Source organism: Mediterranea massiliensis, assembly GCF_900128475.1.
Taxonomy (GTDB): Bacteria; Bacteroidota; Bacteroidia; order Bacteroidales; family Bacteroidaceae; genus Bacteroides; species Bacteroides massiliensis_E.
On record NZ_LT635837.1, the window covers coordinates 327,929 to 344,004 of the forward strand.

The 16,076-nt window shown below is 55.8% G+C and carries 12 protein-coding genes; all 12 read right to left on the bottom strand.

All coding sequences use genetic code 11. The features are described from left to right. Positions 1–67: 67 nt before the first annotated feature. Positions 68–1,321: an ABC transporter permease gene (locus tag BQ7483_RS09240; protein ID WP_072545692.1), complete on the bottom strand. Its 1,254-nt coding sequence runs from the start codon at positions 1,319–1,321 to the stop codon at positions 68–70. A 4-nt stretch (positions 1,322–1,325) separates the two neighbouring features. Further along, positions 1,326–2,675: an ABC transporter permease gene (locus BQ7483_RS09245; RefSeq protein ID WP_072545693.1), complete on the bottom strand. Its 1,350-nt coding sequence runs from the start codon at positions 2,673–2,675 to the stop codon at positions 1,326–1,328. Between the two features lie 33 nt (positions 2,676–2,708). Further along, on the bottom strand, positions 2,709–4,013 hold the full coding sequence (locus tag BQ7483_RS09250) for an ABC transporter permease (RefSeq protein WP_072545694.1): 1,305 nt from the start codon (positions 4,011–4,013) through the stop codon (positions 2,709–2,711). Between the two features lie 25 nt (positions 4,014–4,038). Continuing rightward, on the bottom strand, positions 4,039–5,322 hold the full coding sequence (locus tag BQ7483_RS09255; protein WP_072545695.1) for an ABC transporter permease: 1,284 nt from the start codon (positions 5,320–5,322) through the stop codon (positions 4,039–4,041). A gap of 308 nt (positions 5,323–5,630) precedes the next feature. Then, positions 5,631–6,887, bottom strand: coding sequence for an ABC transporter permease (locus BQ7483_RS09260; RefSeq protein WP_072545696.1), 1,257 nt, complete (start codon positions 6,885–6,887; stop codon positions 5,631–5,633). Between the two features lie 21 nt (positions 6,888–6,908). Then, a complete protein-coding gene (locus BQ7483_RS09265; protein WP_072545697.1) occupies positions 6,909–8,201 on the bottom strand; it encodes an ABC transporter permease in 1,293 nt (430 codons plus the stop codon). Between the two features lie 117 nt (positions 8,202–8,318). Beyond that, entirely contained in the window at positions 8,319–8,984 is a 666-nt protein-coding gene (locus tag BQ7483_RS09270) for an ABC transporter ATP-binding protein (protein ID WP_072545794.1), read from the bottom strand. A 160-nt stretch (positions 8,985–9,144) separates the two neighbouring features. Beyond that, the gene (locus BQ7483_RS09275; protein ID WP_022019475.1) at positions 9,145–10,449 is read right to left on the bottom strand and encodes an ABC transporter permease; all 1,305 of its coding nucleotides are present in this window, start codon (positions 10,447–10,449) and stop codon (positions 9,145–9,147) included. A 5-nt stretch (positions 10,450–10,454) separates the two neighbouring features. After that, complete coding sequence (locus BQ7483_RS09280) at positions 10,455–11,768, bottom strand: ABC transporter permease (RefSeq protein WP_072545795.1); 1,314 nt, start codon at positions 11,766–11,768, stop codon at positions 10,455–10,457. Positions 11,769–11,988: 220 nt separating this feature from the next. Further along, positions 11,989–13,299, bottom strand: a complete 1,311-nt coding sequence (locus BQ7483_RS09285) for an ABC transporter permease (protein ID WP_072545698.1) — start codon at positions 13,297–13,299, stop codon at positions 11,989–11,991. 155 nt (positions 13,300–13,454) lie between these two features. Beyond that, a complete protein-coding gene (locus BQ7483_RS09290; protein WP_072545699.1) occupies positions 13,455–14,759 on the bottom strand; it encodes an ABC transporter permease in 1,305 nt (434 codons plus the stop codon). A gap of 10 nt (positions 14,760–14,769) precedes the next feature. Next, entirely contained in the window at positions 14,770–16,020 is a 1,251-nt protein-coding gene (locus tag BQ7483_RS09295; RefSeq protein ID WP_022019471.1) for an efflux RND transporter periplasmic adaptor subunit, read from the bottom strand. Between the last annotated feature and the right edge of the window lie 56 nt (positions 16,021–16,076).

Consider the following 16,076-nt stretch of genomic DNA (forward strand, 5'->3'; position numbering starts at 1 on the left):
GGTGAGCGGTTAGTATGCCATTCAGATGGTTACTAACCGCTAACCGTTCACCGCTAACCACTCAACATCACTCATCGTGCAGCGCCGCGGCAGGCTGTATCTTCATGGCCCTGCGGGCGGGATACCAGATACCGGCCACAATAACCAGTCCCAGCAACAACACGGCTGCCACGAAACATCCTGCAAAACGTCCCCCTGTCACGTCCATCAGTGTATGGACGGTAAGGTCGGCCACCTGGATGTTGAAAGCCACCACCAAGGCCGGCACGGCGGCCATCAGCAGAAGCATAATGCCTTCCGACAGGAAATAAACCATCACCTTCCGGCGGCTGCTGCCCATGGCCATGCGGATCGCCACCTCGCAACGGCGTTTGCGGGTGCGGTACCAGAAGGTAGCAAATACACACAGGAATACATTGAACAAGAAGAAGGCTGCCACGGCATAGACCGTGTTCAGGTAGTTCACCGTACCCTGCTGCAAGTCGTAGGCCACCTTCATGTCGTCGTACGAACGGATGTGGTCCAGATAGAAGATGCCGCGGTCGAACACCGGCTGCATGTCTTTGCGGAAGCGTTCGGCAAAGCCTGCCACATGATCAGGCGACACCCGCAGGGCCACATGTTGCCAGAAAAGGGGACGTTCGATGGGTTGGTAGATGAGGGGCTGGTAGCGGGCATAGTCGTCCAGCTTCTGCCGGGGCAAGACGGCGGTTACCCGATAATTGGTCACCGGACGGGCCGACTTCAGGTAATAAGGATTGAAGCAAGTCTTACCCACAGCATCGGCCACCCGAGGCAGGTGGTAGACGGAGTCGGCCAGGTCGGCACTCATCAGTACCGGCACGGGATATTCGGCAGGCGACCAGTGAGCCTCGTCCAGTTGTCCGGCCAGCGGTTTCACACGGAACACCTTGAAATAGGAGGCCGAAACATAGCGCACGAAGCAGTCTACCGTATGCGTGGAATCGGTATGCGAAGCATAGCCTTCGAACATGGACTCGTCGGTGTAGGGAACACTGCCGTAGTAGCTGCACACCTCCTCTACGCCGGGATAGTCCTTGATCAGGTTGTACAGGTAAGTGAAGTCCTCGCCTGCCTGCCGGTTGTCGGCGTCATTGATGACTTCCAGCGGCTTCGTTCCCACGGTCAGGTCGAACACGCACGAAGTGTCATACCCCTTGGGCTGACGGGCTGCTCCCTCGTAGTTGTATACCAGGTCGACACCATACCACAGCAGTACGGTTACGATTGACAATTCGATCCAAAGCCACGCATTGGCGCGACGCTGGTTCCATATCTGACTGAAAATCTGTTTCCACATGGTTTTATTCTCCTCCCGTTAATGTATAAGAAATGCTGCGGTGAACGGCCATCCAGGCAGGCAGCAGGGTCGAAAGCGCGTTGAATACCAGGCAAACCGCCAGCACTACCAGAAACAGGCCCGGACGCAGCAACAGGTCACCGCCCAAGGCAATGCCTTCGATTCGGACTCCACCCATGCCGAAGAGCCAGGTGCTGCCGGCCACCACCAGCAGACACGACAAGACATAGCCCAGCACGCCACCTATCAGGGTCGTGCCCAGACTCTCGGCAAAGAGGTGGCCGATGATATTGGCGTTGGAAGCTCCGTAAGCCTTGCGGATGGCTATCTCGCCCAACCGGCTCTGCATCTGCGCATGGACCAGCCCCGAGATACCCACGGCCGGCACAACCAGCAGCACAATCAGCAGCAAGGCATAGACCAGCCGCGCGTCGATGCTGCTGCCGCGGAAAAAGGTGTACTCCGTATGCGTGTACAGACGCGGATCTTTCAGCACGTACTCCAATCCCTGGCTATTCAGCTGTTCCATCCGGCGGTTTACCTCAGCACGCACCTGGGCGGCCGAGGTACCAGGCGACAGGTGGAGTACGGAGTAGCGGTATCCAATCAGGCCGCCGGTATCGGTGGCCGGACTGAGATTTTCTTCGTTGGTCAGGGTGAACGGCTCCCACACATCGGCATAGGCTGTCTGGAAGATGGAGCTGACATCGCTCACGACCCCTACCACGCGTGCCTGCTGAAAGTCGAGCAACAACTGCTTGCCTACCGCCTCATCGGCCCCGCCAAACAGTTGGCGGGCCAAGTGCTCGCTGATGACGATGAAGCGGCGTATCACGCCGTCGTTACGGCTGCGTGTCTCCCGCCACTCGTCATCGGCCGGTTCGAAAGCAGCCTGGCCGGCATCGTACTCGGACCGGGTGAACGGTCGGCCCGCCACAAAGTGGTAGCTGAAAAAGTCGAACCAGTTGGCGGAAACGGGGCGCAGCATCACGGAATGCCGGTCAGAGGAGGCGGGCAAGGAACACAAGGCGTTGCTGAGTCCGCCATGAAAGGTAAGCTCGTCCACGCCGGGCAGTGAGTCCAGAAGAGCATGGAAAGCGGTGGGTCCCAGCCCATGGTAGCCCCACATGTTGGTACCATCGGGACGCATGCACTGGGTGCCGTCGTTGTAAATCAGCCGACTGCGCCTCGTTTCCGGAGCCACATTGGCCGTACGGAAGTCGTAGACCATCACCACCACCATGATGAAGGCGATGGTCACCGCCGTACCTACCACACACACCGTGGTATAGAAGCGGTGCTGACCCAGCAGACGGAAGTAGGAATGCAAGTTGTGTAGCAAAGAATGTTTCATTTTATTTATTATTTAGTGGTTAGCGCTCAATCATTACTCATCGTGCAACGCCTCCGCCGGCTGTATCTTCATGGCACGGCGGGCCGGATACCATACGCCCACCACAATCATCACAGCCATCAGCAGCCACGAGAGTACAAGGGCGAGGAAAAAGCGGGAAGCATCGAAAGGAAGCTGTGTCACGTCCACCAGCTCGGCCACGCCGATGTTCATCGCGATGATGGCAGCGGGCACGGCGGCCAGTGTCAACAACAACAGTCCCTCGGCAATCAGGCGCAGGAAGATGCCCCGGCGCGTACTGCCCATCGCCATGCGGAGGGCCACCTCCTTGCGGCGGTGCTGCGTGCGGAACCAGAAGGTACCGATCACACCCAGGAAGATGTTGAGCAGCAGGAAGCCCAGGATGCAGAGCTGCGTCTTGACTTCGTCTACATTCTCCAGCTCGTTGACATAGCGCAACTGGCTGAAGGGCTGTATGTCAAGCAGGTAGGTATTGCCCACACGGTAGAGGCGGTCGGCATCGGCCATGAGCGCATCCATGAAACCGTGGTCGGCGTCCGGCGACACGCGCAAGCTCAGTTGCAGGTAGGCCGTGTTCTCGAACTCCATCATCACTTCACGCGGAAAGTCGGTGGCGATGAAAGGCCCGCCCCACTGGTCGGCAGTCTCAAAGTGGTTCCAGCGCGTGGGCTCGGCTATACCGATAACGCGCAGGCGGTTGTCACTGTCCGGGTTCCACAGGGGCAACTGACGACCCAGCAACGCCGTGGCGTCGGGCATGCCCAAGGATTCGTATTTTGCAACCGCATTACGCGACAGGATCATCGTGCCCGGCTTTAGCACAGCGGCCAGCGAGTCGGAGCTCGTGGTGCGCACCGTCCGCCCGTCGGCATCCTGCACGGCTACCCCTTGAATGCGGAACAGGCGCAGGTAATCAGACTGAGCCAGTCGGTGCATGGTGTGGACCGACACCGTATCCACGAAGACTTCAATGCCGTTGCTGCCGTCACCGTAGGGGATGCAGTTCTGTGAGATGGCCACCGCTTCCACGCCGGGACGATGACGCAGACGCTCGGCTATCTCCAGCAGGGCGTCCATGTCGTCTTCGATGGTGAGATTGGGGTCGTATAAGGCGGAGTTGGGAGTCAGCCGGTTCACCGTCAGGTTATAGCAATGTTCCGTATCGAACCCCATCGGGGCGAAATAGACACGGGCCGTCGTGCAACACCAGTCCACGATGTACCACAACACCACGAAGACAACCAACAGTTCCAAGGCGAGGAAGAAGTTGCTCCGCCATTCGTTTCGTATTTGAGTAAATATTTTCTTTTCCATCATGATTGTGTTTTCCTTCTATACATCCTTATCCTTCCCTTCCATTGATGGCCTCCACTATGTTCATCCGCGATGCCCTCCAGGCGGGGATACCCGCACTGAGCAGGTTCATCAGCAGGCAGAAGGCAAAAGCGGCCAGGAAAATCCACGGGCTGAGCAGTTCGCCGGCCGTCAGACTGGTCTCGCCGGACAGATAGGCGTTGGTGGAGTTGCCGAAGAGGAAGCCGTTCAGCACGAAGGTGGCGGCATAGCTCAGCGCCAGCCCCAACAGGCCTGCCAGGCAGGTCAGCAGCAGGTTCTCCAGAAACACCTGGCGCATCAGTTCGTTGGCCGTGGCACCGAAGGCCTTGCGCACCCCGATTTCAGCCATCCGCTTCCGCATCCGCGACAGGGTCATGCTGCTCAGGTTGATGGCAGGCACGATGAGCAGGATGAGCATCACCATCACGTAGCGCAACACTACGCCCTGCACGTCGGGCTCCTGGCTCCACGTGCGGTAGAGGTGGGTGAACTGCGTGTCGGGCTGTCCGCGGTAGAACACCTCTACCCCATCCTGTGCATCGTTGTACTTCTGCCGCAGGCGTTCACATTCCTCGCGAATGGCGGGGAAGTCGGCCCGGCTATGTGCCAGGATGACGGCGCGCATCGGCCCCATCAGATTATATCCCCAGGTGTTGGCTTCGGCATCGCCGGCCGTGTAGGGTATCCACACCTGGGCATAAGCGTCCGTGGCCAGCATGGAGACATCGGCCACCACGCCGCACACCTGAAAGTCCACGTGGTTCAGCTCCACGTGCTGTCCGCTGACGTCCGTCCGCCCGAACAGGCGGCGGGCCACCGAAGCGGCAATGACGGCACGGGGCAGGCCGCTACGCAGGTCGGCCGCCGTGAAAGATTTGCCGTCGAGGAAGCGGAACTGAAACACCCGCCAGAAGTCTTCGTCGGTCTGTACCCTGTCGGCCGTCATCTTGGCCCCGGCAGGCAGCGAAACGCGTACCTTGCCGGGATTCGATACCAGCGTGACAGCCTCGGCCGTGGTCAGCGTCTTGAAGCATTCGCGGCCGGTCTGCACCGACATGCTCGAGTTGGCGGAACTGCCGCTCAAGTCGCCCTTGGCGCGGTAGGACATATTGGGCACGTAGAGCGAACGGCTGCGGTTCACCTCCGGCTCGCAGTCGGCCACCCGTACCCGCAGGGTGATGACGATGACCATAATCATGCAGATGGACAACGCCGTGCCCAGCACGGATATCCAGCTGATGACGGGATTCTCGCGCAGGTGGTAAAGGGCCTGTTGGAAGTAGAGCCTCATCCTCGCCCCTTCTCCCAAGGAGAAAGGGAGGCGGGAAGTATGGAAAGTTTGTTTCATTTTAAAAGTTTGTTTCATTTTACACGTTTCATTATGTGAATCACTCAATTTTCACTCGTTCAAGACGGTGGTTCTGTCATCTCTTACGCAATTGACAAGCAACAACAAAGCAGTTTATTTTTGGTTTACTCGTATTAAACAACCAGTTTACTCGTATTAAACTATCAGTTTACCCGTTTTAAACCATCAGTTTATCCATATTAAACTGACAGTTTATCCACACTAAACAAAAATAAACTGCTCAAGGCCTCTTACTCATCGTGCAACGCCTCCGCCGGCTGTACCTTCATGGCCCGGCGTGCGGGTATGCCGATTCCAATAGCTATCATGGCAGCGATGAGGACAAACGTAGCGGCGACACAGAAGGCCAGACGCGACCATTCCAACGTAGTGCCGTTGCGCCAGCTGTTCAGCTCGAAGTGAGCCAGCACGATGTCGATAATGACGGCAGGCACGGTGACGATCAGCAACAGGAAGATGCCTTCGCTCATCAGTCGGCCGAACACCGCACCGTCCGTAGCGCCCATCGCCTTGTGCAGGGCAATCTCGCCGCGCCGTTGCTGCGTGCGGAACCAGAACGTGCCGAGCAGTCCCAGGAAAATGTTGAGCAGCAGGAAGCTCATGCCCACAACCAAGTTGCGCATCTCGCTGGTCTCGCCTTGCTGGAAGCTGCGGCGGATGTCCTTGAAGCTCTTGATGTCGCTGATGTAGAGATTGCCTATACGGAACTGCTTCTCGCTATCGGCCTTCAGGTTCTCCATAAAGTTCTGGTCCCGGTCGGAACGGACGCGGATACAGAGCTCATTATCAGCATTAATCCAATCATCCGACAGCAAATTCATATTGAACACCATGGAATAGCTGGAACGTGCCTGACTGAAGTCGTCGTAGCGCACATTCTGCAAGGCGGCGCCCAAACGGTACATCTGGGTCGTATCCCCGAACAGGTAAAATTCCTTCTTGCCAACCAGCGACGTCATCGGAACGCCATACTTGCGATACAGGTTGTCCGAAGCCAGGAAGTCGCCCCGCTCCAATATTTCAGCCAGCTGCTCGGGCGTCTCGCCTCGCGCCCCCCGGTAACGGAACACACGCACGAAGTCGGGCGTCGCAATGCGGCGGATCGTCCAGCGGGGTGCATGAAGCGTATCGTAATCCACTTCCGCAGAGCCGTTACTTCCATTATAAGGATAAGCGCTCAGCGACAAGCTCACCACCTCTACCTCGGGGCGGCGACGCAAGCGCTCCACCAGTTCGCGTACCTCGTCGCTCTGTTTGTGGGTATCGCTATAAGGTGTATAATCGGGACTCTTGTCGGTGAGCACGCCCATATTGATCAGGTAGCAATGCTCCGTATCGAAGCCCCGCGGCTCCAGATAGGTAGCCATGCGGCAGTAGAGCAGGTCGATGATGTACCACATCACCACGCTCACCACCAGCAACTCCAGCGCCAGCCACAGGTTGCTGCGCCATTCGTTGCGTATTTGGGTAAATAGTTTCTTGTTCATATTTTTTTCTTGTCCACTTGATTAATGTGACTTCCCGTTAATCGCCTCCACAATATTCATCCGCGACGCCCGCCAGGCGGGAATGCCGGTACTGAGCAGGTTGAGCACGAAGCAGAAGAGCAACGCCCAGCCGAAGGTAGAGGCATGTATCAGGATGGAAGCATCGACCACGGGCGGATTGAGCGAAGTTGTCCAGTCCTGCGCAAAGAGGGTATCACCGAACAAAAAGGCAAAGAGAAAGCTGATTATCAGCCCCAACACACCTGCCAGCAGGGTGACGATGAAGTTTTCGCTTAATATCTGTCCCAGCAGCTCCATGCGCGTACAGCCAAAGGCACGGCGCACCCCGATCTCCGCCACGCGGCGGCGCAGGCGACTCTGCGTCATGCTGCTCAGGTTGATGGCAGGCACGATGAGCAGGATGAGAAAAATAATGAAACGCGTCCGGTGGGCAGCCGCCACATCCGGCTCCACATTGGCACCGGCTGTCAGGGCGTTCTTCTCCTGGTCGTAGGGACGGTTGCGGTTGATGATCCGATAGCCGTTCTCGCCTATCACCTTATTGAATTCGTCCAACCGGCGACCGGCTTCCTCACGGATGGCAGGGAAGTCGCTGCGGTCGCGAGCCAGGATGGTACAACTCATCTGACCCATCAGGTCGTTCTCCCACGTTTTGGTCACCTGGTCGGTCGAGGTATAGGGAATCCACACCTGCGCATAGGCCGTCGAAGCCAGCGTCGATACGTCCTTCACCACACCGCACACCCGATAGGGCGCATGAGCCAGCAGGAATTCTTTTCCCACGGCCTTCGTCGTGTCGAACAGCAGGCGCGCCACGCTTTCGGTAATGACCGCCACCGGCCGACCGGCGTCGAACGTAGCCTGGTCGAAAGGCTTGCCGTCGGTGAAGGCGAAGTCGAACACCGTCCAGAACTGGCTGTCCGTCTCGCGCACATCGACCGCCGTAGTGGGCTGACCGGGCAGGCTAACCGGCTGGGGCAAGGAATAGGCTACATAAATGGTGACAGCCTCGGGCGTCATCAGCTTGCCGTAGATTTCTTTCAGCGTAGCTACGCTCCACGGGCCGTTGCTGTTGCCGTCTCCCCACGCTTCGTTGGTAATGCTGCCCCACTTCACGTGCAGGAAGCGGTCACGGTTGCTCTCGGGCGCAAAAGGCTCGATCTGCACCTGCTGCATCATCACCACCAGCATGATGAGGAAGATGGAAAGGGCTGTACCAGCCACCGTCACCCCGCTGATAAGCGGCTGCTGGCGGAGCTGCGCCCAGGCTTGTTGGAAATATTGCTTGATCATACGTCGTTATTGAATAAAGAATGTGCCCACGGCTGCGGCAAACGCCAGCACCAGCGCTACGATGATTCCTATGATATTTGTATTCATTGTCTGTCTGTTTCGTTGGTTTGTTACACGTTATCCTATCTGACGGCCGTCGAAGAACTGAACGGTGCGGCTGGTCAGCTTGGCCTGCTCGCCGTTGTGCGTTACCATCACGATGGTACGTCCGTCATTGTAGTTCAGCTGGTGCAGCAGTTCCATGACTTCGGCACCCATCTTCGAGTCCAGGTTACCGGTAGGTTCGTCGGCCAGGATGATTTCGGGATTACCGATAATGGCACGGGCAATGGCCACACGCTGGCATTGACCACCGGAGAGCTGTGTGGGCATGTGGCGCATACGATGCGTCATGCCTACCTTCTCGAGCACCTCTTCGGCCAGGCGGCGGCGTTCCTTGGCCGACACCTTGCGGTAGAGCAACGGCAGTTCTACGTTGTCCAGCACGTTGAGCGAGTTGATCAGATGGAACGACTGGAAGACGAAGCCCAGTGTCTTGTTACGGAAGGCTGCCAGTTCCTTGTCCTTCATGCCTTCCACGCGGGTACCGGCAATCTCGATGGTACCGCTGGTAGGCGTGTCGAGCAGGCCCATGATGTTGAGCAAGGTAGACTTGCCACAGCCCGAAGGCCCCATGATACTGAGGAACTCGCCCTGTGATACGGTGAGGTTCACATTTTCCAACGCTTGTGTTTCAATCTCGTCTGTACGGTAAATCTTGTTGATACCAATTAATTTGATCATGTCCATAATTGTATGTTGTTTATAGTTATTGTATTCTTTGTTTTCTGTGACAAATTTAATTCAAAAGTCGTGCCAAAATCAGCTGCCACTGATTATCTGCACTTTAGCCAAAAGCAGAGTGTCCGAAAATGAACACTCTGTCCGATTTTGGCGGACGCTTTCATTCGTCCCTCAGCGCTTCGGTTGGAGCAATGCTGCTGATGCGGCGGGCCGGGATGTAAATACCCACCAGCACCACAACCAGCAGAATGAGGTAGATGATGAGCGACACGATGGCGAAGTGCTGCCCGAAGTGGTCCACCCAGCAGGGCATGGTACTCTTCATCCAGGCGCTGCCCTTGCTCAGTCCCTCGCTGAGCCCGTATTGCAGGTAGAGGAAGCAGCCTATCAGGGTAGCTATCGTCGTGAGCACCACACCTTCGCCCAGCAACTGGAGCCGGATGCGGCGCGGCGTAGCACCGTAGGACAGCATGATGCCTACCTCCTCGCGCCGTGTACGGGTCTGTAGCCAGAAGGTACCGACAACACCTAAACAGAGGTTGACAAGGAAGAACAGGGCTATACTCAGGTTGCGGCGATAGAGTGACGTCGCAGTACCAAACTCACTGATCCGGTTGATGCTGTCGTACGACTGCAAATCGCGTGCATAAAGGTTACCAACCCGCATCTGGCGAACCATCCAAGGACGGAACTCATGCAGGAAGCGGTCCATGCTGACACCCTCCTTCAAACGGATGACTACGTGCATATCGTTCACACTGGAAAGAATATCGGGATGCAATATCGGCTCGAAGGCGACAGGAACAGGACGCCAGTCATTGGTGTACTTGAAAGTTCCTACCGCACCTACGACAACGGGCAAATAGATCGTATCCGTCTCGTTCGTCATCCAGCAACGCAGATTCTTGTTGTAAACACGGGTGTGAAACAAGGCTTCCTGTGCATACTCACTCAATACAACATTCATCCCGCCATACGTATGGTCCGACAATTCTTCGGGCGTCATGCTGCCCTGCACGGGCCTGAAGCCGAATGTTTCAAAGAAATGGGTATGTGGCAGAAACTCAACATACATAAGGTCGAGTCCCACTGTATCACCTTCTGCCATCAGGGTGGAAGTACTGCTTCCTTGCGAACCGGGATATATGAAAGAAAGTACGGGAGTGGCCTGCTCTACATCGGGATGCTGGCGGGCACGTTCCACGATATTCAGATACGCCTGCATCAGCGAAGCAGAGTCGGTAGCCTGGGCATCATAGCCCGGCGCCTGCGGTTGCAACATACCGACGGACACCATGCAGAGGCGGTGGGCATCGTAGCCAAGCGGAAGGTGACGGTCGTAGGTCACCACAATAACAGGATCGAAGATAATCCACGAAAGGACAGCGACCAGTATCAGTTCGGCCAGCAGCCAGCCGTTGCGGCGGCGACGGGTCCATAGGGTTTTAAGAATGAGTCTGAACATAATGCTTATCTTTTTTCATACAGTGAATACACAATCGGTTTGCGGAGCGACATCCACGCCGGCAGGAAGGCCGACAGAAGGTTCAGTGCCAGGCAGAGCAGGAAGGCGATGCCAAAGACGGCAGGTGCAAAAAGCATCTCGCCCGATACATAGGCATCGACACCTTGCGGCACAACTTCGGGCCACTGGTCGAGCAACGTGAAAACCCATTCACGTCCTACATAGACAACGATCCATGCCAATACCAATCCCAGCAGACCACCTGTCAGTGTCAGGAAGAAGTTTTCCCACATCACCTGCGAAAGCAGTATGTTGCGTCCTGCGCCAAACGACTTACGCACTCCCATCTCGGGCAAGCGGCTCTCCATACGACTGGCAATAAGCCCGCTCAGGTTGAGGGCAGGCACCAATAGCAACACCAGTACCACGACGACCAGATAACCCGCCGTCTTCCAAGGATTGAAGTCGGCATCCGATGGATGACTTTGGAAAACGCTGAGCCAGTGCGAAGTTGGCTGCTTCCACAACTCCAGCTGCCACTGATCCTTGTACTGCAGGTTCACCCGCCTCGTCAGGTCTCTGATTTCTGCCCGCAAAGCATCAGCCTGTGCCTTGTCCTTCACAAGAAAAGTGACGGAGAAAATGCCACTATACGGGAACTTGTCTGAATACGGTTTCGTATAATTTCCGAAAACCGAATAAGGCAAATAGACCTGAGCATACGACTTCGAGGTGAGATAGCTGGCACCGCGTACCACACCGCACACACGATAGTTGACATAATCCAACGAAAACGAACGTCCGACAACATTTTGGGTCTTACCGAACAGACGACGCGCCAGGTCATCGGAGATCACAGCCGTATGGATGCCACTTGCCAAATCGGAATCGGTGAAAGGATTTCCTTCCAAAAAGCGGAATGAGTAGATGCGGAAAAAGGCTGGATCTGTAAGCTTTAAAGCCACTTTAAAGTCACCGCTCAAATCGGTAGGCTGTATGTAAAAGGATTCATCCATGCCATAGTCCACAATGGCAGAAACTGCCTCTACGTTCTTTAACGGATACATCCACTCCTGCACAGCCTGAAACGACAGTCCAGCCTGAACGGTATATTCCTCCGAACGAAAACTGGCATGAGTCAGATACAACGTATTTTCCCGGTTTACCTCGGGATACACAGGTGCCAGCTTCACATAGTAAACCACCGCCATCACAACCGTCATGGCAATAGCCAGCCCTGTGCCGGCAATGTAGAGCGTACTGAACAGGCGGTTCTGCCTGAACAACGCAAGGGCTTGTTTGAAATAGGTCTTCAGCATCATAACAAATCTATCTAACTATATATGGATAAAGCATATAGCACTTTATTTTCTGTTGATACCCAATAAAGTGATACTTCAGTCTCATTAAAGCGATACTTTAACGCCTTTAAAGCAATGCTTTAATACCAGTAAAGCAATGCTTTAATATTGATAAAGCGACGCTTTAAAATCAGTAAAGCAAAATAAAGTACCAAATCACTGACCGTCAGCCGGTTATTTATTCTTCTCTCAATGCCTCCACCGGCAGCGTACGGGCCGCACGGCGTACAGGGATATACGTCCCGACCAGCGCTATCAGCATCAGAATAACGTAACTGAGTGCCAGTACCACGGTGAAGTGGAAACCGAAACGGTTTTGCCCGTAGGCGGGATTGGGCACGAACTTGTCATTCATCTCTACCGTGTACAGGCCGTTGGCGTGTGCATGATAGAACAGGAAGGGGATGACCAGCACGAAGGCTATCGTCAGCAACAGCCAGGCCTCGAGGAGGAACTGCCGCACGATGCACCCTTGCGAAGCGCCCATACTGCGCATCACTCCAATCTCGCCGCGACGGGCGTTGCTGCGTATCCAAAAGGTGCCCACCATGCCCAGGAAGATGCAGAGCAGGGCGAAACCCGTCAGGGCGTATTGCAGGCGGAGCTTGTTGGTGACACCGCTCTTCATGGCATAGGCCTCGCTCAGCTCCGAAAATTCCTTCAGACTGTCGAAGTAGAAGTTGCCGACGGAGAGCTGCGGCGCCACTTCCTGCAAGAAACGCTGCTTGAAGGCTGACACGTCCACACCCGGCTTCAGACGGATGACAAAATTGTACCACCACGGCATATACGGACTTCCATACATTTCGCTGTACATGGTGACAATGAGCGGATAAGGCTGCTCGTAGTCGCGATGCTTGAAGTCGCGGAATACGCCCGCTATCTCCAAAGCATCCTCGCCCTGGTAGACTTTCTTTCCTACGGCATCGGTCGTACCAAACAGGCGCTGAGCCAGCCGTTCGGAGATGAATGCCTTGTCTTCCACCTGTTCAGGCACCTGGATGTCACCGCCTGTACGGGCATCCTTCATGCCATAGGTATGAAGCATATTGCTGCCATCGGTTGCCACAAAGCAATAAGACTGGGCATGTACGAAACCTTCCCTTTTGTGCAAAGAGGCGGTATCGGCATAGATTTGCGTACCGCTCCACGAGCTGCTACAAGGGAAACTTTGATTACCGGCAATGGCCCAGCATTCCACCTCGGGCTGCTCGCGTACGATGCGGGCAAGGCGTGTGTAGGCCACCAGATTCATCGAGTCGGAAGCCATGTCGGGGTCGAAGTTGCCGTTCGTCTCGTCGTACATGCCGATGTTTACCACGTAAAGCCCTTCGGGATTGTATCCCCGGTCAATGGCACGATTGGCGGTCAATACATAGATAGGGTCGATAACGGTCCAAAGGAAGAAACTGACGACCAGCAGTTCCAGGAATATCCAGGCGTTCTGACGACGCTGGTTCCATAGTTGGTGTAAGATGGTTTGAAGCATGAATTCTATTTTTAGGAGTTAAGGAGTTAAGAACTTAAGGAGTTAAGCCAATACTTATACCAAATAGCATATTTATATATCATCTTTACTTCTGCCTGTACAACCTGCTATCGGCTTAACTCCTTAACTTCTTAACTTCTGTATTCTAAATACATTTATCTTTTCGTATTCAATGATTCCATAATCGGGTGGCGCATCGCCCCCAGCGCAGGCACGAGGGCCGACACCACATTGAGCACCACGCACACGGCCAGCGCGCAGCCGAACACGGCGGGATTGAACAGCATCTCGGGCGTGAGCGACGTGGAGAGCGAAGTGTCGTAGATGTTCTTGTCGAACAGCGTCAGAATCCAGTCGCTGGCCGTCAACACAATCAGGTAGGAGAACAACAGGCCTGCCAGACCGCCCAGCAACGTGAGCAACAGGTTCTCGCAGAGCACCTGCTCCAGCAGGCGGCGGCGCGTAGCCCCGTAAGCCTTGCGGATGCCCAGCTCGGCAATGCGGCTGTCCATGCGCGAGGAAATCATACCGCTCAGGTTCAGGGCCGGGATGAAGAGCAGGGCCAGCAGGATGTAGAGGAAGTCCTTGGCCAGTTCCATCGTGTCGGGCGCCTTCTCCACATCCTGGCGGAAAGTGCTGAGCCAGTATGGATCGGGTTGCCCCATCAGGTCGTATTCATAATCCTTGTCCTGCAAGCTAAAGCGTCGGAACACATCCTGCACCTCGCTGCGCACGGTTTCGAAGTTCTCCGCATCGTCCACCAGCAGCGATACAAACACATTGCCCAGCAATCCCTGCCTGTCCAGCTCCTTGGAGATATACTGCGCATTGAGCAAGGGCAGCCACAGGTCGCCTGCCGTTTCGGGTGTGGCATTGGAAACATCCCGCACCACGCCGCACACGCGGTAGTCGCGCCCGTTGAAACTGAAATGACGCCCCGTCACTCCCTCGACGGCGGCAAACAACCGCTTGGCCAGCGACTCACCGATGACGGCCACTTGCGCCTTGGCCTCCACATCTTCCTGCGTGAATGGCTGGCCGTCGACAAAGCGGAAGGAAAAGACATTCCAGAAAGCGCCGTTGGCAAAACGGGGAGTAGCTTTGAAGGGCTTTACGTCTGTGGCAGACACCTGATAATCTCCCCAAAAATCAATCACACTGCCCGCCACCTGCTCCACATGAGGCAACCCCGGCAGCATCTGGTCCACCACATAGTAGGCCACGCCGCCGTAGATGTTCCAGTTCTCGGGCTTTCCCTTCGGATAGCGTTTCAGGGGCTTCAGCACCAGCGTACGGTCGCGGTTATACTCGGGATAAACAGGGCCGAACTTGACGTAGAAGATGATGAACAGTGTCATCACCAGCGCAATGGACAGACCCGTGCCCACCACGTAGATGCCTGTAAAGAGGCGGTTCTGCCGCATCAGGGTCCAGGCTTGTTTGAAGTAGTTTTTCAGCATAGCTATGTTCTTATTTCTTCAGTTTCAGCTTGTTCTTGTTCTTATACTGGCTCATGTCGCTCACCACCACCTGGTCGCCCGGCTTGAGGCCCGAAACCACTTCGACGTACTCGAAGTTGGAGTCGCCCAACTGCACCTTGCGCTTCACGAGCTGGCCTTCGCCGTCGCGCACAAAGAGTTCGTACTCGCCACGGCCCACGTAGTAACTGGCATTGGCCAGCCGCATCACGTCTTCCTTGACGGAATTCATCACATAGACATCGGTCTTCAGGCCCGAACGCAGGCGGCGGTTGCTGTCGTCCTCCAGCTGCACGGTGAAGGAAATGACGCCGTTCTTCGAAAGCGGGGTGACGCTGCTCACCTGCCCTTCCAGCTTCTCGCTGCCTATCTTCACGATGGCCCGTCCGCCGGCCGCCACGCGGTCGCCGTAGGTATCGGCTATCTCGCCCTCCACCTTGAAGTGGCTCAGGTCGCTGATGACGGCAATCTGCGTGCCCTCACCCACCTGCACACCTATCTGATTGTTGATATAGGTAAGGATGGCCTTGCGGGGCGAGCGCACCTGTGCGTCGTCCAGCGTACGCTTGGTCTCGGCCAGACTCTTGCGGAAGATGCTCAGGTCGAGTTCCTGCACCTTGTATTCGGCAGCCAGCACCTCCTGCTCGTTCTCGTACTGCTGGCGGAGCTGTTCCAGTTCCAGCTGGGCCACGTTGACACTCAGTTCGGCCTGACGCACCTTGTCGGTAGTACCCGAACCGAGGCTGTCCAGATACTGCTCGTTGCGCAGCTCCACCTTCATGCGGTTCAGCTTCATCTCGGACACCTTGATCTGCATGGCCAGGTCCTTCAGCTTGGTTTCGTTGTTCACCTTCAACTGCTGGAGCTTATAGGTACGCATCTGCTCTTCGTCGAGCTGCTTCTTGTATTCGGTCTCGGCACTCTGCAGGTCCAGTTTCAGGATGGGGGTACCTACGTCCACACTGTCGCCCCCCTTCTTGTACACCTCAAGGATGCGGGTATTGATGGGCGAATTGATGATTTCCTCGAATGCCGGCACCACCTTGCCCGAAGCACTGACACTGACCTCAATCGTTCCCTGATCGACCTGCGAGAAGACAAGGTCCTTTTCTTTCACTCCCGTCCGCATCAGCGAGATGAGGACACTGATGACCACGATACCCGAAGCGGCTATGATGCCGTAACGGATCCACTTCTTGTTGCGCTCCTTGCGGCGCACCTCTTTCGGAATTTCTCTATCCATAGATATCTGTTCTTAATGTTTATATTTTCTTCACTTCTTCACCCGCCGCATCTCCG